Below are 19,851 nucleotides of genomic sequence, written 5' to 3' on the forward strand. Positions count from 1 at the left end.
ATATATAATGTAGGGCGGCGGCAGACCGCCCTTTATTTTATGCAATGCTTTCAATAAGTGAGTTGTACTGGTCTGGGTCCTTTTCCTTTATTGTGTTTAGCACGTAGCTGGCGAGCTTTGGTATTTCTGGTATTTCAGAAGGTTTAATACTTCTATCAAAAATCTCCTCCAAATGTGACTGTTCGTTGTACAGTCGGTTTGAGAGATCTGTAGCTAATTGGTCATTTCCGAAAAATCTCAAGAGTTTATCTTCCGTGCTTGAGTGTGAAGGGTACTTATAAAATAAATAAGCTTCAAGAAATTTTCTTAAATTATTCCCGAAGTTATAAAAAGCTTCATGGTTGTTATCACCAGCTATAGGCTGTGTGCATTTATGAATTTGATTGAAGAGGTAGTTGAATTCTGTTATGTAATTTTTTAAGTATTTTGGCATTAGTTTTATTGTCGAATTTGTTTCCGTGCGCTCTATTATAAAGTACTCGCAGTCATCTTTTGGTTTTGAAATTCTTTTAAGTATTTTAAGAAGTCTAGGCTGTGCGTTGATATAAATAATTGATTATATCTAAAGGTATTAGGCTTGTTGGCGATTTTTATCGGTTTAGCTAAAACAGCCTCTATCAGGCTATACACAAAAAATATATGATTACTATCAAGGCTGGAAATTGGATCGTCAATCCAGATTATGAGGTCTTTATTTTGTGCTTCTATATCTTCAAGTTTTGCCATGAAATAACAGAACGCTACGAGACTACATTCTCCTTCACTAAGATTGTGAGCTATTTCATTTGATCGATTAATTCTAAAGTGAACACCCAGTGTTGCGTCTTCGTCTATAGCAGAAAGCTGTAATCCAGAGTGCCCAAAGTGATGTTGTAGATAATGATTGACTTTTTCAGCGCCCTTTCGTTCATCTTTAAGTTGGTTCTTAAGCTTTCCGATATCTTTTTCTGTGGCAGCTATTTCCTCTGAAAGTTTTTCCTTCTGATTCGCTAAGGTGTTCTGTGTGCGTGTAAGTGCTTCGATATTGGAGATCGTGGTGTTGTAGTCTATGTCTTTTATAAAGTTTGCTATTTCGTCGTATTTTAAAGTAGTTTGGGCTGCTTTTTGATCTTTTTCTATTGTTCCTGTTTTTATGTTGTGTTTTTCGATCAGATCCTCAATTTCCTTAAAGATGTTGTTGATCTCATTCGGAGTATTTGAAATGGTTGGCCTAGATTGAGTATTGAAGATATTTGTTTCGCGTGCTTGTAATGATGCCTTTAATTTTAGCAGGTCTTGTTTGTAAGCCGTTTGAGCTGCGTTAAGGTTGTTACAAAGACTCAAGAAGTCAGTTTCTAACTCTGAGAATAACAAATTTGGGTTGAGGGTGGGCACAAAATCGGCGTTTTTTATTGCTGTATCAATTTTATTTGTTTGAGTTGAGATGGAGCCTCTTAGCAATTCCGACTCTTTGTTGAAGTGAGCATCAATTTTTCTCCAAAGATCATTGGGTAAAGGGTTGCCGCAAAAATTACAATGTGTCTCGTCTTTTTTGTGCAGTCGAGCACCTGTGCGTACCCACTCTTGCAAAATTGCATCGTTGAGTAGTTTTTGAATGGTCTCTGTTGGCTTTATCTCTGCTTCTAAAAGTCCATAAGTTTCATTGCAAAGAGTATTTTTCTCATCTTTGAATTCGGCCTTGAAACTAATCCTCTCTTTATTGCTCTCCGTGAGAAGCTTGCTTAGCCTTATTTTTTCTTCTGGGCTGAGTGTGAGTGGGGATAGTAACTGTACCGCAATTATGTCAATCTTTATTTTTTGAATGTTGTACGTTATTTCTTTGTAAATAGAGTTTGTTTTTATACTTGTATTGGCTTTTGTCTTTAGCTTTTCGTCTAGTGAATTTGAGGTTTTGGCGAGTAAGTTTGAATTTTTTGCGATTTCTTCTGTTTTGAGTTTCAGATCGTGCTTTAAACCTGCTTTATCGAGTTCTGAACCAAGGGTTTTTTCCTTTCCCTCAATCTCTTTTTCCAAAGCTATGTTTGGTTCTCCCAATACTGCGAAAGGTTTTATTGTTCCGTCAGAATCAGAAAGCCATTTTAGATTTTCCTCGACGAAGTCTTTGTTGTAAACGCGGACGTGATATGGGCAGTTGGCTAGATTGGTGTTGTCAAGTTTTTGATTTCCGCTGTGGGTGAACTCATAGGTTGATAGTCCATACTTATCGTGAGGAAGCTTGGTTTCTAATGTTCTGAATATCCTAGATAGACTTGTTTTTCCAGAGTAGTTTCTGCCATATAAGATATTCAGTTTTTTGAATTTCGCAATGTTGTTTCCGTGATCTCTTGTGGAAACATCCCAATCAAAGTTTTCGTATATTGCGAAGTTTTTTATTTTTTTAATTTTTGTCAGCATTAGAGTACTTCCTATTGAAAGTCAGGAATTGTTGTGGCTTTAATTGGTTTTAAAGAGTTTGGATTCAATGCGAAGTAATGAGTCCCATAACCCTAACTGTCCTAAGGCCCATATAAGTAAGCCTAGACGTTCGTCATCTATGTTGTTGTCTATTATTTGTTTTGCATCTTTTGATGTGAGTTTTTTATCGAGTTTTGCAAGTACATAGCAAAATGATATTTCATCAATTGTTTTTAGTTCGTTGATTAGTTCTGGTCGTACTACGCCGATTTTTTTGTAAATTCTTGAGTACTGCCACCCTTCAGAAAATGTAAGTATAAGGTCTTTTCTGATTGGGATTATTAGCTCAGCGGGAAATGTATTGGTTATTGTCCACGCACATTCAGTATCGTTGTATGTTTTCCAACATTTAAGTAGCGCTTCGTGATCTGTGTCCTGATTTTTAATTATGCTTTTGTAGCCTCTTTTACGAACTCCTATATATTTTGAAGTTAGGAAGATTTCTTGAGTCTTTTTTCTTACTTCTGAAGGCGCTGGGTCTGAGAGACTAGTTAAGTAATAGCCAATGCTTTGTCTGTGTGTGGACTTGACGGAGGCAAGTTCTTTTTCAAGCGACAGAATTAGTTCTCCATGGCACGGTAGGAAATTTGATTCAATGTCAGAGCATATCTTTCTTAAGGTTTTTTCAAGGAGTATTTTGTTTTCCCTAGGGACTGCCTTGAAAAGCTCACATGCTTCTTGAGGTGATAAACAGAAGCAGAATGCGTACATCAAATTTTTTGTAGTTCTGTCTTGATAGTCAACGTTTAGTAATTTATTAACTCGGTTCACTTTTTACTCCGAGAGGCCGTCCATGGTTTTCCTAGAGTAGCAATATGTTCAAGCTGTGTAGTAGGACTTTAGTCTAATTATTTCCTCGGTCCGCCGCCCTCTATAGGTAGGCAAGTTTTTGCTAGAAAAATTAATGGTGTTAAGTCAACGTGTTTAACCTTTTAGATACAGTAGGTTATGATTTTTTTGCTGTTTTTTTATGCCGGGTTTCAGCCCGATGAAACCCAGCAACACCGGCTGGCTGATCGCCGACGTCATCGCCGATACCACCGCGTTCCCCTGGGCGCGCACCGAAGTCGAGCCGGATTTGCTCACCTTGCTCGCAGACCCGCAATGGCAGCCTTATATCGTATTCCCTGGCGAATTCGTGGCGCCTGAACGGGTGGTCAGCGAAGTCATCGTGACGGAGGGCAAGCGCCCGTTATTCATCCTGCTCGACGGCACCTGGAGTGAAGCGCGCAAGATGTTCCGCAAAAGCCCGTATCTGGAGCACTTGCCAGTCCTGAGCCTGGCACCTGAGCAACTCTCGCGCTACAAACTGCGCCGCTCCAAGCGTGATGATCATTTCTGCACCGCCGAAGTCGCGGCGCTGTGCCTGGAGTTGGCCGGGGATGAAGTTGCCAGCGAAATGCTGGACGCCTACCTCGATGTGTTCAGCACCCATTATCTGGCCGCCAAGTTCCAGATGCCTTTGGACGCCTGCGATGTCGTCCATACGCGACTTGCGCCCTATATACCGGCGGTATAGCCAGACGACGTTTGCATGATGGCACTGTAAACCCGCAACCCGCTAAAATGCCCACGGGCGTAGTGCTTGACCCCCCAGGCTACGCTGGGCATGCTGGGCGCCGATTGGGGCGCAACCGTGAGTTTTCGACGTCGTTTCACGTGCATTTGACGTTGAATGTGCCCTATGGCGATGGCTGCCTGGCCATTGCCGTGTGTACTGGCGAACCTTGAACCCATCAAGGCTGCCATAAAAAACAGGATCATTTAATCAATGGCCACATACGAAATCCTGATAGCCGATGACCACCCGTTGTTTCGCAGTGCGCTGCACCAGGCTGTAACGCTGGGCCTCGGCCCGGATGTGCGTCTGGTTGAAGTGGCCAGCATTGCCGAGCTGGAAACCCGCCTCACCGAAAAATCCGACTGGGACCTGGTGCTGCTCGACCTGAACATGCCTGGCGCTTACGGTTTCTCGGGGTTGGTGCTGCTGCGTGGGCAATACCCGCAAATACCGGTGGTGATGGTGTCGGCGCAGGAAGAAGCCGATGTGGTGGTGCGCTCCAAGGAGTTTGGTGCCAGCGGTTTCATCCCCAAGTCCAGCGCCATGGAAGACATCCAGAACGCCGTACGCAAGGTGCTGGACGGTGATGTCTCATGGCCGCCGCAAGCGTTTGAAGAAATCAACGTCTCCGACGAAGCCAAGGCCGCCCGCGATGGCTTGGCCAGTCTGACGCCGCAGCAGTTCCGGGTGCTGACCATGGTCTGTGAAGGCCTGCTGAACAAGCAGATCGCCTATGAGCTGAACGTGTCCGAAGCGACCATCAAGGCCCACGTTACGGCGATTTTCCGTAAGCTGGGCGTGCGTACGCGGACCCAGGCGGCGCTGCTCTTGCAACAACTTGAGTCAATTTCGCAGCATTAAGCTGTTGCCGATTCACGCTTTTTTGACTTTGCGTGATCTAGTTTTCCCACTTCTTTGGTTCAGTTGCCTACGTCTATGTCGCCTTTCAAGGGTCAAACCGGTATCAAACGTATCTTCAATGCTGGGGGTTATTCCCTGGATGGCCTGCGTGCGGCGTTCACCGGCGAGGCTGCTTTCCGTCAGTTGGTGTTGCTCAACGTCATCCTGGTCCCGCTGAGCTTTTTCCTGAACGTCAGCCGGGTCGAACGGGCGTTACTGATTGCAGTGTGCCTGCTGGCCTTGATCGTCGAATTGCTCAATTCGGCCGTGGAAGCGGCCATTGACCGCATTTCCCTGGACCGTCACCCCCTGTCGAAAAATGCCAAGGACATGGGCAGCGCCGCGCAATTCGTGGCACTGACCATGATTACCCTGGTGTGGGCCGTGATCCTGATCTGACGATCAGGCGATGTTCGGCAGCACGATCTCGTCGCTGCGCTGAACCCCTGCGGTGAAGGCGCGGCACAGCTCCAGAAACTCGCGCATCGCCGAGGTCTGGTACTTCTGTTTATGCCAGATGAAGTAAAACTGACGCGCCAGGTCCAGGTCCGGGGTTTCCACCGGCACCAGGCTGCCTCGGCGGAACGCGTCGCGCAGCGCCAGGCGCGAGATGCAGCCAATCCCCAATCCCGATTCCACGGCGCGCTTGATTGCCTCGGTATGCTCAAGCTCCAGGCGGATATTCAGCGTGCTGCGGTGGTGACGCATGGCCTGGTCGAAGGTCAGGCGCGTGCCTGAGCCTTGCTCGCGCAGGATCCACGCCTCATGGGTCAGCTCTTCCATGGTGGCCACGCCGCGCTTGGCCAGGTGATGCTGAGGCGCGCAGAACACCACCAGCTCATCCTCGACCCAGGTTTGCACCTCGATATCGGGGTGGCTGCAGTCGCCTTCGATTAGACCCAGGTCAATTTCGTAGTGCGCAACCTGGTGCACGATATTGGCAGTGTTCTGCACATGCAGTTTTACCTGGCTCTCGGGATGCTGCTGCATGAAGCTGCCGATCAGCAGGGTGGCCAGGTAATTGCCGATGGTCAGGGTAGCGCCGACGGCCAGGGAGCCGAAGCCCGACTTGCCGTTGAGCAGGTCCTCGATCTCCTTGGCCTGGTCCAGCAACGCTACCGCCTGAGGCAGCAGCTGATGGCCGAGGGCGTTCAGGCTCAGGCGTTTACCGGCGCGGTCGAATAATTGGCAGCTGGATTGACGCTCCAGCTCGGTGATCGAAGTGCTGGCAGCGGATTGAGATAAGGCCAGAAGGCCAGCAGCGCGCGAGACGCTTTCCTGCTGGGCGACGGCGACGAAGACTTGCAGTTGACGGAGAGTAAATCGCATATCGATATAACCGATAACCCTTATCTTAATAATCCAGTTAACAGATATTGTCGCCGCCATTAGAATGCTGTGCAATTGCGCACTTCATCTTTGGCGCAGACCCATTTCCAGGAGTCCCCCGTACATGAGCAACATGAACCACGAGCGTGTCCTCAGTGTTCATCACTGGAACGACACTCTGTTCAGCTTCAAGTGCACCCGCGACCCGGGCCTGCGCTTCGAGAACGGTCAGTTCGTGATGATCGGCCTGCAACAGCCCAACGGCCGCCCGCTCATGCGCGCTTACTCCATCGCCAGCCCAAACTGGGAAGAGCATCTGGAGTTCTTCAGCATCAAGGTGCCGGATGGTCCGCTGACTTCCCAATTGCAGCACTTGAAGGAAGGCGACGAGATCATCATCAGCAAAAAACCGACAGGCACCCTGGTGCTTGACGATTTGAAACCGGGCAAACACCTGTACCTGCTCAGCACCGGTACTGGCCTTGCTCCGTTCATGAGCGTGATCCAGGACCCGGAAACCTACGAGCGTTTCGAAAAAGTGATCCTGTGCCACGGCGTGCGTTACGTCAACGAAGTCGCCTACCGCGAGTTCATCACCGAGCACCTGCCGCAGAACGAATTCTTCGGCGAGGCCCTGCGTGACAAGTTGATCTACTACCCGACCGTGACCCGCGAGCCGTTCGAAAACGAAGGTCGCCTGACCGATCTGATGCGCAGCGGCAAGCTGTTCACGGACATCGGCCTGCCACCGATCAACCCCGAGGACGACCGCGCCATGCTGTGTGGCAGCCCAAGCATGTTGGATGAAACCAGCGAAGTGTTGAACAGCTTCGGCTTGAAGGTTTCGCCACGGATGCGTGAGCCGGGTGACTACCTGATCGAACGTGCGTTCGTCGAAAAGTAATACAGAGTCAGTAACACCAGCGATCCAAAAAATGTGGGAGCTGGCTTGCCTGCGATGCAGACACCTCAGTGGTTCAGTTGAACCGAGGTGATGCTATCGCAGGCAAGCCAGCTCCCACATTTGGTTTTCGTCCTATTTAGCCGGAACCACTTCCAGCACACAGATCATCCCCGGCTCCGGGTAGTGCCAGCGCACATCTACATCCCAGAACCGCACACCGTATTCACGCTCAGGGCCGGGCGTTTGGTAGGCCGGTCGCGGATCTTGCGCCAGGCACTGATCAATCAACTCTACCAACGGTTCACCAAGGCGCTGGGCATGGCCTTGCGCCTGTTGCAGTGCAGCCTTGAGCCATTGCACGCCGATCAGTTCGGGCGCATCGCTGGCGATGTGGTTGGTGGCCGCACCAACGCTATCGGCATACGGCACATACGGCTTGATATCCAACACCGGCGTGCCATCGAGCAAATCGATCCCGGAAATCCACAGCCGCCCCGGCTCCACCTTGTCCAGCTTCACTACCGACTGGCCGATGCCATTAGGTCGATGAGTCGCGCGGGTCGCAAATACGCCCATGGACGTATTGCCCCCCAGACGCGGCGGCCGCACTTTCAGGCGCGGCTTGTCTTCCAGGGCCTGGTGGAACAGGAATAACAGCCACACATGGCTGACCTGTTCCAAACCCTGCACCGCCTCACCCTGGTCGAACGGCGACACCAACTCCAACACGCCCCGGGCGGCGGGCGCCAGTTGCGGTTGGCGAGGGATGGCGAACTTCTCCTTGAAGCAGGAGCGGACGAAGCCGACGGGCGAGACCTGGTAACTCATGGCTTATGCACGAACCCGCAGGGTCAGACCCTTGAGGAAGTTGCGCAGCAACTGGTCGCCACAGGTGCGGTAGTTGGTGTGGCCGAACTTGCGGAACAGCGCGCTCAGCTCCGGCTTGGAGACCGGGAACTCGGCAGCCTTGAGGATGGCGTGCATGTCGTCTTCTTTCAGCTCGAAGGCCACGCGCAGCTTTTTGAGGATGATGTTGTTGGTCACCGGGGTTTCGATCGGCTGCGGCGGACGGCTTTCGTCCTTGCCGCGCTTGAAGATCACCAGGCCGTCGAGGAAGTAGGCCATGACCTCGTCCGGGCAGAAGACGAAGCCTTCTTCCTCATCTTTCTTGAGGTAGGTCAGCAGGTCGTCCTTGGTGACGTCCATGCCGCCGAGCTTGATGATCTCGACCATCTTGTTGTCGCTGATGTCGAGCATGTAGCGCACGCTGCGCAGTACGTCGTTGTGAATCATGGTGGGCAATCCTGGTATTCAACTGAGGACACCGCCCATCAGGCGGTGTCGAGAAAAGGGGAGCGGCTTAGAACTTCTCTTTGCCGGACAGGTAACGCCATTGACCGACCGGCACCTTGCCGATCGATACACCGCCGATACGGATGCGACGGATCGCCACGACTTTCAGGCCAACGGCTTCGCAGAACAGCGCGATCACGCCTGGCTGCGGGTTTTTCATCGCGAAACGCAGGCGGTTTTCGTTCTGCCAGCTGGCTTTGACCGCCGGCAGCTCCTTGCCCTTGTAGGTCAGGCCGTGGTTCAGGCGGTTGAGGCCGTGGGCAACCATGTCGCCCTCGACTTCCACCACGTACTCCTGCTCGATCTTGGCGGCATCGGCGGTCAACTTGCGCAGAATCTTCCAATCCTGGGTAAACACCAACAGGCCGCTGGCCTTGGCTTGCAGGTCGGCGCTGGCGGTCAGGCGCAGGAAGTGACCTTTGAGCGGGCGCTTGCTGAAGCGGTGTTCTTCAGACAGGGTTTCGGCGCTGATCGAGGCCATGGCGGTCTCGGCATCCACGCCGGCGGGAGCGTGCAGCAGGATGGTCACCGGTTCCGGCACCGTCGCCTTGGCGTCGGGGTCAAGTTCGACTTTCTGCGTCGTGACCTTGAACTGCGGCTCGTCGATCACTTCACCGTCCACCGAGACCCAGCCGCCTTCGATAAACAGCTCAGCCTCCCGACGGGAGCAACCGACCAGTTCGATAAGGCGTTTGGAGAGGCGTATGGGGTCAGTCATGACAAGGGCCGTAACAAAAGGGGGCGGGTATTGTACCTGTGCGGGCGCGGTTAATCCCGGCCCCATTTCATTTAGCCTTGGCGCTCCTGCTGATGCGCCTGGCGCAGACGCATATGCAGCAACGGATAAGGCTGGCCCAGGCCATCATGCTCCGTGCGTCCGATCACCTCGAACCCGAGCTTCAAATAAAACCCTAATGCCTGGGGATTCTGTTCGTTGACATCCAGCGCTTCGGCATTCAGGTGCTCGATCGCGTACCACAGCAGTTGTCGGCCAAGGCCCTGGCCCCGGTGGTGCGGGTCGATAAACAGCATCTCCACCTTGCCCGCCGCGACCCCGGCAAACCCGGTGATGCGCTGGCGCGAGTCCTTGGTGCAGATCAGCATCACTGAGTCCAGGTAGCGGGTCAGCACCAGGTTTTTGAGCAGCACGATGTAACTGTCGGGTAAAAAGTCATGGGTGGCCCGCACAGAGGCTTCCCAGATCTGCGCCAACTGCGCGTAGTCGCTGGTGTTGGGTGTATGGATAACCGAATGCTGACGCATGCCCGCTGCCCCTTGCTGAGATCCGTGCCGATGGGCAAAACGATAGACGTAAAAAAGCCCCGCATCTTGTCCAGAGGCAGGGCTTTTTCATGTTTTTACGCCATCAGTCGCGCTTTTCGGCCCACAGGTCGTACTCGTCGGCGTCGGTCACGGTGCACCAGACCTTGTCGCCCGGCTTCAAACCGCTGGCATCGTCGATAAAAACGTTACCGTCGATTTCCGGCGCGTCGAAGAAGCAGCGGCCTACCGCGCCTTGCTCGTCGACTTCGTCGATCAGCACTTCGATTTCCTTGCCGATGCGCAGTTGCAGGCGCGCCGAGCTGATCGCCTGCTGGTGCGCCATGAAACGCTCCCAGCGGTCTTGCTTGACGTCGTCCGGCACCACGGCCAGGTCCAGCAGGTTGGCCGGAGCACCTTCCACCGGCGAGTACTGGAAGCAGCCGACACGGTCCAGTTGGGCTTCGGTCAGCCAGTCCAGCAGGTACTGGAAGTCTTCTTCGGTTTCGCCAGGGAAGCCGACGATGAAGGTCGAACGGATGATCAGCTCCGGGCAGATCTCGCGCCAGTTCTTGATGCGCGCCAGGGTCTTGTCTTCGAAAGCCGGGCGTTTCATCGCCTTGAGCACTTTCGGGCTGGCGTGCTGGAACGGGATGTCCAGGTACGGCAGGATCTTGCCGGCGGCCATCAGCGGGATCAGCTCGTCCACGTGCGGGTACGGATAAACGTAGTGCAGGCGCACCCACACGCCGAGGCTGCTCAAGGCTTCGCAGAGTTCGGTCATGCGGGTTTTCACCGGCGCGCCGTTCCAGAAACCGGTGCGGTATTTCACGTCGACGCCATAGGCGCTGGTGTCCTGGGAGATCACCAACAGCTCTTTCACGCCGGATTTGACCAGGCGCTGGGCTTCGTCGAGCACGTCACCGACCGGGCGGCTGACCAACTTGCCGCGCATCGACGGGATGATGCAGAAGCTGCAGCTGTGGTTGCAGCCTTCGGAAATCTTCAGGTACGCATAGTGGCGCGGGGTCAGCTTGATGCCTTGCGGCGGCACCAGGTCGATCAGCGGGTTGTGATCCTGACGCGGCGGCACCACTTGGTGCACGGCATTGACCACCTGCTCGTACTGCTGCGGACCGGTCACGGCCAGCACGCTTGGGTGCACGTTGCGGATATTGCCTTCTTCCACGCCCATGCAACCGGTCACGATGACCTTGCCGTTTTCCTTGATGGCTTCGCCGATCACTTCCAGGGACTCCGCCTTGGCCGAGTCGATAAAGCCACAGGTGTTGACCACCACCACGTCGGCGTCCTGGTACGTGGACACAACGTCATAGCCTTCCATACGCAGTTGCGTGAGGATGCGCTCGGAGTCGACCAGAGCCTTTGGGCAACCCAGGGAAACAAAGCCAACCTTGGGGTTGGCTTTTGCGATGGTGGTGGACATGTCTAACCTCGGTATTGAATGACGCTGCCGGTCGTGCACGACAAGACAACGGATGGGCGCTTGGTGCGCCTCTGATCAAAAAGTGCGCAATTCTAGCGGCGGGCAATCCACTTGACCAGCTTTATGCAGGGAAATGCGACGAGTGCTGTATTGGGTAATTCGCCCGGCGCTTAACGCGCGCTTGAGGCCATGCGTCTTGTTATGTGCGGTGCGATACAACTTTAGACATGCCTACGCCTAATGCCTGCAGCACTTTCAGGAGGGTGGACAGCTTTGGGTCGCCGCCGACAGCGATGGACCTGTAGAGATTAGCTCTATTGAGGCCCGTGTTCTGCGACAAGCTGAGCATTCCTCCACGGGCTTCCGCCACTCGACGGATAGCGACAAGAAAAGCGTCCTCGCCTCCCGCCACATCTATTTCCTCAAGCGCCACAGATAGATATTCGAGGGCGAACGCTTCGTCGTCTCGAAGCATTTCAAGCACGCTGTCTTCATGAGAGCGAGTACGAATGGTCATTTTTGCTGCACCTTGTAAGATTTCCAGAGAACTTTGGCCTGATTGATGTCGTTCTGCTGCCTTGCCTTTGAGCCACCGCCCAACAGGAAAACAATTCGTCGGTCCTCAATTGCGTAATACACGCGAAACCCAGGACCGAAGTCGAGTTTCATCTCAAAGACCCCGTCACCCACCGGCTCGGTAGTGCCGAAGTGGCCGAGGGACGCTCGGTCCACTCTGGTGGTGATCCTTGCCTTTGAACGTTTATCTTGAACGGTATCCAGCCAAGCTTGATAGATATCTACGCCATTGGCTGACAGTACGTGTTTCACTTCGTACATAAGAAATGTACCTTAAAAGAGACAGATCGATAATTGAGTTTTTATATCGACTGCGCGCCCCAGGCAGGCCCGCGATTAATTGATCAGGTAAGCCGGCCAAGGAATTCCTGTATACACAGCGAAGGCAGCCCCTATGCGCCGGGCGAAAAATATACGGTCGGCCGTAATGCGATCAATGGAGGCATAAAGGCTCCAAAATGCCCCGTCATCTATGGCTCACGACCTAAAACGACGCCCACATCACGTGAGCAGGGAAATGCGACGAGCGCTGCGCTATGCTTCGCGCCGTTGCACACGGGTAAAACCCCTGGGTCAATAAAACGTCTGTTACGAGAAGTAAAACAGCGCATGCTAGGGTCAGCTTAGGCGCGTTGTTTATAAGAGACCTCAGGTCAAAGGGCAGGAGTGGTTGATGGGTCAGGCGAGTAGTCAGGCGGCAGGTGCCGAGCATTCAAACACCAAGCCGATCGGCATGCTGGTGGCAGCGGTCGGGGTGGTTTACGGCGATATCGGCACCAGCCCGCTCTACACCCTCAAAGAGGTGTTCAACGGTGGTTATGGGGTGCAGGTCAACCATGACGGTGTATTGGGGATCCTGGCGCTGATCTTCTGGTCGCTGATCTGGGTCGTATCGATCAAATACATGCTGTTTGTGCTGCGCGCCGACAACCAGGGCGAAGGCGGCATCATGGCTTTGACCGCATTGGCACGCCGGGCAGCGGGAGAGCGCAAGAAATTGCGCAGTTTCCTGGTGGTCTGCGGCCTGTGCGGCGCGGCGCTGTTCTATGGTGACAGCATGATCACCCCGGCGATTTCCGTGTTGTCGGCGGTTGAAGGCCTGGAGCTGGCGTTCGACGGCCTGGAGAAATGGGTCGTGCCGATTGCACTGGTCGTGCTGGTGGCGCTGTTTCTGATCCAGAAACACGGCACCGACCGCATCGGCAAGTTGTTCGGGCCGGTAATGGTGACCTGGTTCCTGGTGCTGGGCGGGCTGGGCATCTATGGCATCAGCCAGCACCCCGAAGTGCTCAAGGCACTGAACCCGATGTGGGCCGTGCGTTTCTTCGAGGCTCACCCAGGCATTGGCGTGGCCATCCTGGGCGCCGTGGTGCTGGCCCTGACCGGCGCCGAAGCGCTCTACGCCGACATGGGCCATTTCGGCCGCAAACCCATCGCCCGCGCCTGGTTTATCCTGGTGTTGCCGGCGCTGGTGCTCAACTATTTCGGCCAGGGCGCCATGCTGCTCGGCGATCCTGAAGCCGCGCGCAACCCGTTCTACCTGCTGGCGCCGAGCTGGGCGCTGATCCCCCTGGTGGTGCTGTCGACCCTGGCCACGGTGATTGCCTCCCAGGCGGTGATTTCCGGTGCGTTCTCCTTGACCCGCCAGGCGATCCAGCTGGGTTACATCCCGCGCATGCACATTCAACATACCTCCAGCGCCGAACAGGGCCAGATCTACATCGGCGCGGTGAACTGGTCGCTGATGGTAGGCGTGATCCTGCTGGTGGTGGGCTTTGAGTCTTCCAACGCGCTGGCTTCGGCCTACGGCGTGGCGGTGACCGGCACCATGCTGATGACCACCATTCTGGTCTCGGCGGTGATGTTGCTGCTGTGGAAATGGCCTCCCGTGCTGGCCGTGCCGGTGCTGCTCTGCTGCCTGTTGGTGGACGGCCTGTACTTCGCCGCCAACGTGCCGAAAATCATCCAGGGTGGCGCCTTCCCGGTGATCGCGGGCATCGTGCTGTTCGTGTTGATGACCACTTGGAAGCGCGGCAAGCAATTGCTGGTGGAACGCCTCGACGAAGGCGGGCTGCCGCTGCCGATCTTTATCAGCAGCATCCGCGTACAGCCACCCCATCGCGTGCAAGGCACGGCGGTGTTCCTGACTGCGCGGCCCGACGCCGTGCCCCACGCGCTGTTGCACAACCTGCTGCATAACCAGGTGTTGCACGAGCAAGTGGTGCTGCTTACGGTGGTGTACGAAGACATCCCGCGCGTCCCGGCTTCACGGCGTTTCGAGGTGGATTCCTACGGGGAAGGGTTCTTCCGTGTGATCCTGCACTTCGGTTTCACCGACGAGCCGGATGTGCCCGAAGCGCTGAAGTTGTGCCACTTGGATGATCTGGATTTCAGCCCGATGCGCACTACCTATTTCCTCAGCCGTGAGACGGTGATCGCCTCGAAGATCGAAGGCATGGCGCGCTGGCGCGAAGGCTTGTTTGCGTTCATGTTGAAGAATGCCAACGGTAACCTGCGCTTCTTCAAACTCCCGGTAAACCGGGTGATCGAGCTGGGCACCCAGGTCGAAATGTAAGTATCTGCTGCACGGGAGCCGGCCATCGGCTCCCGCTTTGCTTCTGAACCCTGTGCAATCCATCGTTGTCGACTAGGCTCTAAGCACTGTTGAACAGTGCCCATAGAACCCAGAAGAGGTGCGCCATGAGTCAGCTGCTCGAACCCTATACCCTGCGCCAATTGACCCTCCTGAACCGCATTGCCGTCTCGCCGATGTGCCAATACTCCAGTGATGATGGCCTGGCCAATGACTGGCACCTGGTCCACCTCGGCAGCCGTGCCGTCGGTGGCGCGGGGCTGATTTTCACCGAAGCCACTGCCGTGACGGCCGATGGGCGCATCACGGCCCAGGACCTGGGCCTGTGGAACGACCAACAGATTGAACCGCTGCAGCGCATCACCCGCTTTATTGCCGCCCAGGGCGCGGTGGCCGGCATCCAGTTGGCCCACGCCGGGCGCAAGGCCAGCACCCATCGGCCATGGATCGGCAAGCACGGCAGCGTCAAACCCGAGGACGGTGGTTGGGTGCCGGTAGGCCCATCGCCGATTGCCTTTGACCCTCAACACACTCAACCCCGGCAACTGGACGAAGAGCAGATCCAGCACGTGATCGCCGACTTCGTTGCTGCCGCCAAGCGTGCGCTCACCGCCGGTTTCGAGGTGGTGGAAATCCACGCGGCCCACGGTTATCTGTTGCACCAGTTCCTGTCGCCGATCAGCAATCAACGGCAGGACCAATACGGCGGCTCCTTTGAAAACCGTATCCGCCTGGTGCTTCAAGTGACCCAGGCGGTGCGCGAGGTCTGGCCCCAGGAATTGCCGCTGTTCGTGCGGGTGTCGGCCACCGACTGGGTGGAGGACGGCTGGAACCCCGATGAAACCGTCGAGCTGGCGCGTCGCCTCAAAGACCTGGGCGTGGACCTGATCGACGTGTCCTCCGGCGGCACCGCCGCCAATGCCGAGATCCCCACCGGGCCGGGCTACCAGACGCGCTTTGCCGAGCGTGTGCGCAAGGAGTCGGGCATCGCCACCGGCACCGTTGGCATGATCACCGAGCCGGCCCAGGCCGAGCACATCCTGCGCACGTGTCAGGCCGATATCATCTTCCTGGCCCGCGAACTGCTGCGCGATCCGTACTGGCCATTGCATGCCGACGATGACTTGGGCGGGCGCAAGGCAATCTGGCCAGCGCAGTACCAACGGGCGACCCACCGGGACCAGCCGATTCATGAGTCTGACTTGAGGGATTGATCCGCCACAGGCGCCATCTGAACCCACCCTGAGCCGGTGGGTTTTTTCTGTCCGTTGCTGTGGGATCAGGGTGTAGGTATTTGTTACCGAAGTATTTTTTTAAGTGAATACTCTAAAAAAATCCCACACGTAACGAGATTGTTTCTACGCTTAGAATATGACCGATTTCTGGCCCAGGGAGTCAGTCTGTTTGTCCACGCAGGCGTTGCGCCTCACGGGATTCGGTTGGTGGGCACCGGAGTATTTGATTGATATCAGGAGAAGCAGTCCATGGCCAAGTCCGATAGCGTAGCAGGTTGGGTGGCGTCTTTTTTGACCCGCAGGGTGTCCATGCGTGGCCGTCGTTTAAGTCGTGATGAGGTTGAGTTGCTCGCGCAGTATCGCGCCCTGAACGAGAGCGATCAGGTGGCGATGCGTTATCTCATTGGAGCGATGAAGAGCGTGTCGCGGTTTTAGAACCCACGGGTGAACCGCGTGGGAGGGAGCAGGCCCCTCCCACATTGGATATCAGGTGTACTTGCGCTGGTCCGGTGCCGGCGGGAAGTACTGATACAGCCAGGTTTCACTCAACGTGCGGTCCTGGGTGCGGATAAACAGGCGCAGTTCCACCGGCTCCACGCTGTCGCTGGTCGGGTACCAGTCGAACAGGATGCGGTAGCCCTTGATGTTGTCGAGCACCAGCACGCTGAAGTCCTTGACCTCACCATGGGAACACGTCAGCACGGGCTCGATCCCGGTGCCGGGCGGTAAACGGTCAAGGCCCCCGCCCTTGAAGTCCACGGCAAAACGCCGCGCCCATACGTCCGGGTAATGCTCGCCCGGTGCCCAACCTTCGGTAAAGCCGCCCATGCCGGAACGGGTCGCGTCGACCTGGGCCAACGGCGTGCTCACCGGTGGCAACGCGCTCCAGTACAGCTTGTAGCCATAGTTGAGCGACTCACCCGCAGCCACGGGCTTTTTCGGAGTCCAGAAGGCCACGATGTTGTCCAGGGTCTCGCCGGTGGTGGGGATCTCCAACAGGTCGATGGAGCCTTCGCCCCAGGCGGTGGTCGGCTCGACCCACAGGCTTGGGCGCTTGCTGTACCAGTCCACGGTGTCCTGATAGCTGGCGAACTCATGGTCGGTCTGCACCAGCCCAAAGCCTTTCGGGTCTTTGTCGGCGAATGCGTTGAATTGCAGCTTGGCCGGGTTGTTCAGCGGGCGGCAGATCCACTCGCCGTTGCCGCGCCACATCGCCAGGCGGTCCGAGTCGTGGATTTGCGGGTGGATGGTGTCGCACATCCGGCGTTCGTGGGTGCCGCAGCTGAACATGCTGGTCATCGGTGCGATGCCCAGTTGCTCAATGGCGGTGCGCGCATTGATGTGCGCGTCGATCGCCATCACCACCTGGTTGGCCTGGCAGTCGATATCGAAGCGATAGGCGCCGGTGGCACTTGGCGAGTCGAGCAGGGCGTAGACCACAAAACGCGTGGCGTCCTTGTCCGGGGTTTCGAACCAGAACTGCGTGAAGTCAGGGAATTCCTCGCGTTTTTTCGCGTAGGTGTCGATGGCCAGGCCACGGGCAGACAGGCCGTATTGGCCGGTGGAATCCACGGCGCGGAAGTAGCTGGCACCGAGAAACGACAGCACGTCATGGCGATCCAGTTCCGGGGCCTTGAACAGTTTGAAACCGGAGAAGCCCAAGTCGCCGGTCAGCTGTTTGGTGTCGACGGTGGTTTTTTCATAGTTGAACAGCGATGGGCGAAAGTGCACCTCGCGGGCTTCACGGGTTTTCGGATCAACGCTGTGCATGCGCACCGGCGTCTTGAAACCCATGCCGACGTGGAAAAACTGCACGTCCAACTGGCCGTTCAACTCTTTCCACAGCGAATGCTTGCCGTCGTAGCCGATGGCGTTGAAATTCTGCGGGGTCATGGTCGCCAGGGTCGGCGGCAGCACCTGTTTGGTGTCTTTATAAGCGGTCCCGGCGAGTTGCTTGGCCTGGGCCTTGAGTGCGTCGAAGTCGAACGCCACGGCCTTGCCGTCGGCGGCACGGTTCCCGGCCCAGGCCTGCGCGGCCAGCAGGCCGCTGGCCGACAAACCGGTGTAAGCCGCAATGGCCATGGACGCTTTGAGCAAATTCCTGCGGTGCATAGAGACAACCTGTCGTGAGCAAATCCCGCGCCGTTCCTGGCACGTAGCGGATCAGAAATTACGGTTCGGACATGCCTTCGGCCAAACGCAACGGACATTAAACAGACGCCGGATAGCTTAAGCGGTTCGATGACGTAGGAAAATTGATTGATGGCGGGTTGATGGCATTGCAAGTGCGACAAGACATTTCCGCGCCTAATGTGGGAGGGGCAAGCCCCTCCCACATTGACTATTGCAGTGCTTGTCAGAGCGTCTTTCAGGCGACTTCACCAACTGCCCGGTAAGCCTCATCGATCGCCGCATGGGCATACGCGCTCCACGCCGCATCCGAATTGGCGATGCTCACATGTCCTACAGGCTTGCGCGCCAAATTCATCAACGCTTCGTTCTCATCGGCGTCATCAAACAAGCTGTTGGAGAAGCTCGCATAACCATGTGACCAACGGTTGACCGTGATCGCCAGAATATCCGTCTCATGCTTGAACCCACCCGGCCCGAGCATGCGTTGCAACTGGTCACGCAATTGCGCCTCCAACTGCTCGAACGTCTGCCCATACAGCTTGCCCCGTCCGGCGCGGGCTTGGTCGCGGGCGTTCATGCCGCTGTCGGGGCTGGTAGGCACATAGACCAGGTGCAGCCCAATCGGCTGCGTCGGGTCGCGTGGATGATCGTAGCCGCCCATGCTCACCGGGTAGTCCAGTTTGATGCGGCTGTACGGTTGGGTCGCCGCGTAGATCTCATGCACCCCCAGTTGCTGGAACGACTGCCAATTGCGGATCACTACCTTGGTGTACACCAGCGGGTATTTCACGTTCTGGCTGAGCGCACGGGCCTGAGGCGCCGGCAGGTCTTTGAGCAGGTACGGAATCATCATGTTGTAGCACGCCAGGATGCAGCGCTTGCCGCGCACCTGGGCGAGCTGGCCGCCGCGGCTGTAGCCGATATGCACGCCACCGTCGACGTTGCGCACGCTGACGGCCGTGCTGTTCAAGCGCAGCCGTACCGCCGCCTTGGGCTGGTCGAGCCTGGCGTAATCAAAGGTGGCCAGCACGATATCGTCCATGGTGTGCCCCGGCGCCACGCCGGGTATCAGGCTGCGCACCAGCAACCGCGCCACCGAGGCATTGCCATCCGGGAAGTGGTAGATGTAGGGCTCTTCCATTTCCGCTGCGGCTTCTTCGCTGATTGGCGCCAGGTTCATCCCCGCAAAGCCTGGGAAACCCACGCTATAGGCATCGGCCGCTGCCACGGCATCAATGCTCAGTGCCATGAAATCATTGGTTCGGCTCTGGAAGTACTTCACCGCGCCTTCCGATAACCCTACGTCCTTGAGCAGGAAATTGCGGTAGCTGGTGGCCGCCAGGTAGTCGGCCTTTTCTTCGGCTGTTTTACCCGGCAGGTAATCCTTGGGCGCCGTGTGCAGGTCGATCAACGCCTGGCGGTCTGCTGCCGGCAGAGGAAAGTCATTGATGAACTCGTGGATGGACCGCGCATGCAGTTGGTCTGGCGCAATGTCATCAGCCACCATGGGCGTCGGGTCACCGGTCACCAGTTTGTCTTCGCCGAAGTTTTCCTTGTCGAAAAACACCCCGCGCGACAGCCCCAGGTTGGGGTAGAACTGGCGGTCGAAGGCGGTTTCGAAGCGCTTGATAGTGACGCCGAGCTTCTTCAGCAGCCCGTTCACTTCCTTGCTGTACAAATGGTTCGGCGATTGCAACGCCTCGCTGCCGCCGTAACCGATGATCATGCGGCCACCGGCCTGGAATTCATTGCGCTTGGCGTGGCCGCCGAAGTCGTCGTGGTTTTCCAGGATCAGGATCTTCGCCTTCGGGTGTGTCTCCCGGTAGAACCACGCCGCCGACAAACCACTCAAGCCTCCGCCGACCACCACCAGGTCGTAATCCTCGGTGATCGGCAGTTTTTCGGTGTCGAACACCTTCTTTTCCCAGCCCATCTGGTGCGCCACTTCGAACGAGCCGACATGGCTGCCGCGCAGGCCGGTGAGGGCAGGGGGGTAGTAGCGGCCATCGGGTGCAGCCTGGAGCAGTTGCAGCGGGGTCATGCCTGCGGCAACAGTAATGGCGACGCCGTTGAGGAAGTCGCGGCGGGTGATGTCCATGGGGGGCA

17 protein-coding genes and 2 pseudogenes are annotated in these 19,851 nt (G+C 55.9%); 7 read left to right on the plus strand and 12 right to left on the minus strand.

All coding sequences use genetic code 11. From position 1 onward, the window contains the following. Nucleotides 1-37 precede the first annotated feature (37 nt). Nucleotides 38-2,394: pseudogene (locus DNK50_RS09845) on the minus strand (AAA family ATPase). 39 nt (nt 2,395-2,433) lie between these two features. Next, nucleotides 2,434-3,225, minus strand: coding sequence for a hypothetical protein (locus tag DNK50_RS28780; RefSeq protein WP_162633370.1), 792 nt, complete (start codon nt 3,223-3,225; stop codon nt 2,434-2,436). 208 nt (nt 3,226-3,433) lie between these two features. Between DNK50_RS28780 and DNK50_RS09850 the strand changes: the two are divergent. The 3 genes and pseudogenes from DNK50_RS09850 to DNK50_RS09860 form a co-directional block, all read left to right on the plus strand. Beyond that, nucleotides 3,434-3,973, plus strand: a pseudogene (locus tag DNK50_RS09850) (tRNA-uridine aminocarboxypropyltransferase); the annotation flags it as partial. 252 nt (nt 3,974-4,225) lie between these two features. Beyond that, nucleotides 4,226-4,876, plus strand: a complete 651-nt coding sequence (gene erdR / locus DNK50_RS09855) for a response regulator transcription factor ErdR (RefSeq protein WP_112193797.1) — start codon at nt 4,226-4,228, stop codon at nt 4,874-4,876. Between the two features lie 75 nt (nt 4,877-4,951). Next, entirely contained in the window at nt 4,952-5,314 is a 363-nt protein-coding gene (locus tag DNK50_RS09860) for a diacylglycerol kinase (protein WP_032891758.1), read from the plus strand. 3 nt (nt 5,315-5,317) lie between these two features. Here the strand turns inward: DNK50_RS09860 and DNK50_RS09865 are convergent, their stop codons facing one another. Beyond that, nucleotides 5,318-6,244 carry a LysR family transcriptional regulator gene (locus DNK50_RS09865; RefSeq protein WP_162633371.1) on the minus strand — a complete coding sequence of 309 codons (927 nt, stop codon included), beginning with the start codon at nt 6,242-6,244 and terminating at the stop codon, nt 5,318-5,320. A 124-nt stretch (nt 6,245-6,368) separates the two neighbouring features. On the opposite strand from DNK50_RS09865, the gene fpr reads away from it, so the two are divergent. Then, nucleotides 6,369-7,148, plus strand: a complete 780-nt coding sequence (gene fpr, locus DNK50_RS09870) for a ferredoxin-NADP reductase (protein WP_003231344.1) — start codon at nt 6,369-6,371, stop codon at nt 7,146-7,148. Nucleotides 7,149-7,280: 132 nt separating this feature from the next. Here fpr and tsaA read toward each other — a convergent pair whose 3' ends face one another. From tsaA to DNK50_RS09905, 7 genes are all read right to left on the minus strand, one after another. Then, on the minus strand, nt 7,281-7,976 hold the full coding sequence (gene tsaA / locus DNK50_RS09875; protein ID WP_112193799.1) for a tRNA (N6-threonylcarbamoyladenosine(37)-N6)-methyltransferase TrmO: 696 nt from the start codon (nt 7,974-7,976) through the stop codon (nt 7,281-7,283). Between the two features lie 3 nt (nt 7,977-7,979). Then, a complete protein-coding gene (locus tag DNK50_RS09880) occupies nt 7,980-8,441 on the minus strand; it encodes a DUF1456 family protein (RefSeq protein ID WP_099583453.1) in 462 nt (153 codons plus the stop codon). Between the two features lie 67 nt (nt 8,442-8,508). After that, nucleotides 8,509-9,219, minus strand: a complete 711-nt coding sequence (locus tag DNK50_RS09885; RefSeq protein WP_099583452.1) for an rRNA pseudouridine synthase — start codon at nt 9,217-9,219, stop codon at nt 8,509-8,511. A 71-nt stretch (nt 9,220-9,290) separates the two neighbouring features. Next, a complete protein-coding gene (locus DNK50_RS09890) occupies nt 9,291-9,764 on the minus strand; it encodes a GNAT family N-acetyltransferase (protein WP_112193801.1) in 474 nt (157 codons plus the stop codon). A 103-nt stretch (nt 9,765-9,867) separates the two neighbouring features. After that, nucleotides 9,868-11,208 carry a 30S ribosomal protein S12 methylthiotransferase RimO gene (gene rimO, locus DNK50_RS09895; RefSeq protein ID WP_046384502.1) on the minus strand — a complete coding sequence of 447 codons (1,341 nt, stop codon included), beginning with the start codon at nt 11,206-11,208 and terminating at the stop codon, nt 9,868-9,870. A 199-nt stretch (nt 11,209-11,407) separates the two neighbouring features. After that, nucleotides 11,408-11,725, minus strand: a complete 318-nt coding sequence (locus DNK50_RS09900; RefSeq protein WP_099583416.1) for an addiction module antidote protein — start codon at nt 11,723-11,725, stop codon at nt 11,408-11,410. Next, on the minus strand, nt 11,722-12,045 hold the full coding sequence (locus DNK50_RS09905) for a type II toxin-antitoxin system RelE/ParE family toxin (RefSeq protein WP_099583415.1): 324 nt from the start codon (nt 12,043-12,045) through the stop codon (nt 11,722-11,724). Before DNK50_RS09905 ends, DNK50_RS09900 begins: the two co-directional genes overlap by 4 nt. A 412-nt stretch (nt 12,046-12,457) precedes the next feature. Here DNK50_RS09905 and DNK50_RS09910 point away from each other — a divergent pair, with 412 nt between their 5' ends. The 3 genes from DNK50_RS09910 (at nt 12,458) to DNK50_RS09920 (ending at nt 16,047) form a co-directional block, all read left to right on the plus strand. Beyond that, complete coding sequence (locus DNK50_RS09910) at nt 12,458-14,359, plus strand: potassium transporter Kup (RefSeq protein ID WP_099583414.1); 1,902 nt, start codon at nt 12,458-12,460, stop codon at nt 14,357-14,359. Between the two features lie 125 nt (nt 14,360-14,484). Continuing rightward, nucleotides 14,485-15,591 carry an NADH:flavin oxidoreductase/NADH oxidase gene (locus DNK50_RS09915; RefSeq protein WP_112193803.1) on the plus strand — a complete coding sequence of 369 codons (1,107 nt, stop codon included), beginning with the start codon at nt 14,485-14,487 and terminating at the stop codon, nt 15,589-15,591. 270 nt (nt 15,592-15,861) lie between these two features. Next, a complete protein-coding gene (locus tag DNK50_RS09920; RefSeq protein WP_099583412.1) occupies nt 15,862-16,047 on the plus strand; it encodes a hypothetical protein in 186 nt (61 codons plus the stop codon). 51 nt (nt 16,048-16,098) lie between these two features. Here DNK50_RS09920 and DNK50_RS09925 read toward each other — a convergent pair whose 3' ends face one another. Further along, the gene (locus DNK50_RS09925) at nt 16,099-17,724 is read right to left on the minus strand and encodes a glucan biosynthesis protein D (RefSeq protein WP_112193805.1); all 1,626 of its coding nucleotides are present in this window, start codon (nt 17,722-17,724) and stop codon (nt 16,099-16,101) included. Between the two features lie 256 nt (nt 17,725-17,980). Beyond that, entirely contained in the window at nt 17,981-19,843 is a 1,863-nt protein-coding gene (locus DNK50_RS09930; RefSeq protein WP_112193807.1) for an FAD/NAD(P)-binding protein, read from the minus strand. Nucleotides 19,844-19,851 lie beyond the last annotated feature (8 nt).

This window comes from Pseudomonas sp. LG1E9 (genome assembly GCF_003290225.1).
GTDB classification, from domain to species: domain Bacteria; phylum Pseudomonadota; class Gammaproteobacteria; order Pseudomonadales; family Pseudomonadaceae; genus Aquipseudomonas; species Aquipseudomonas cyclaminis.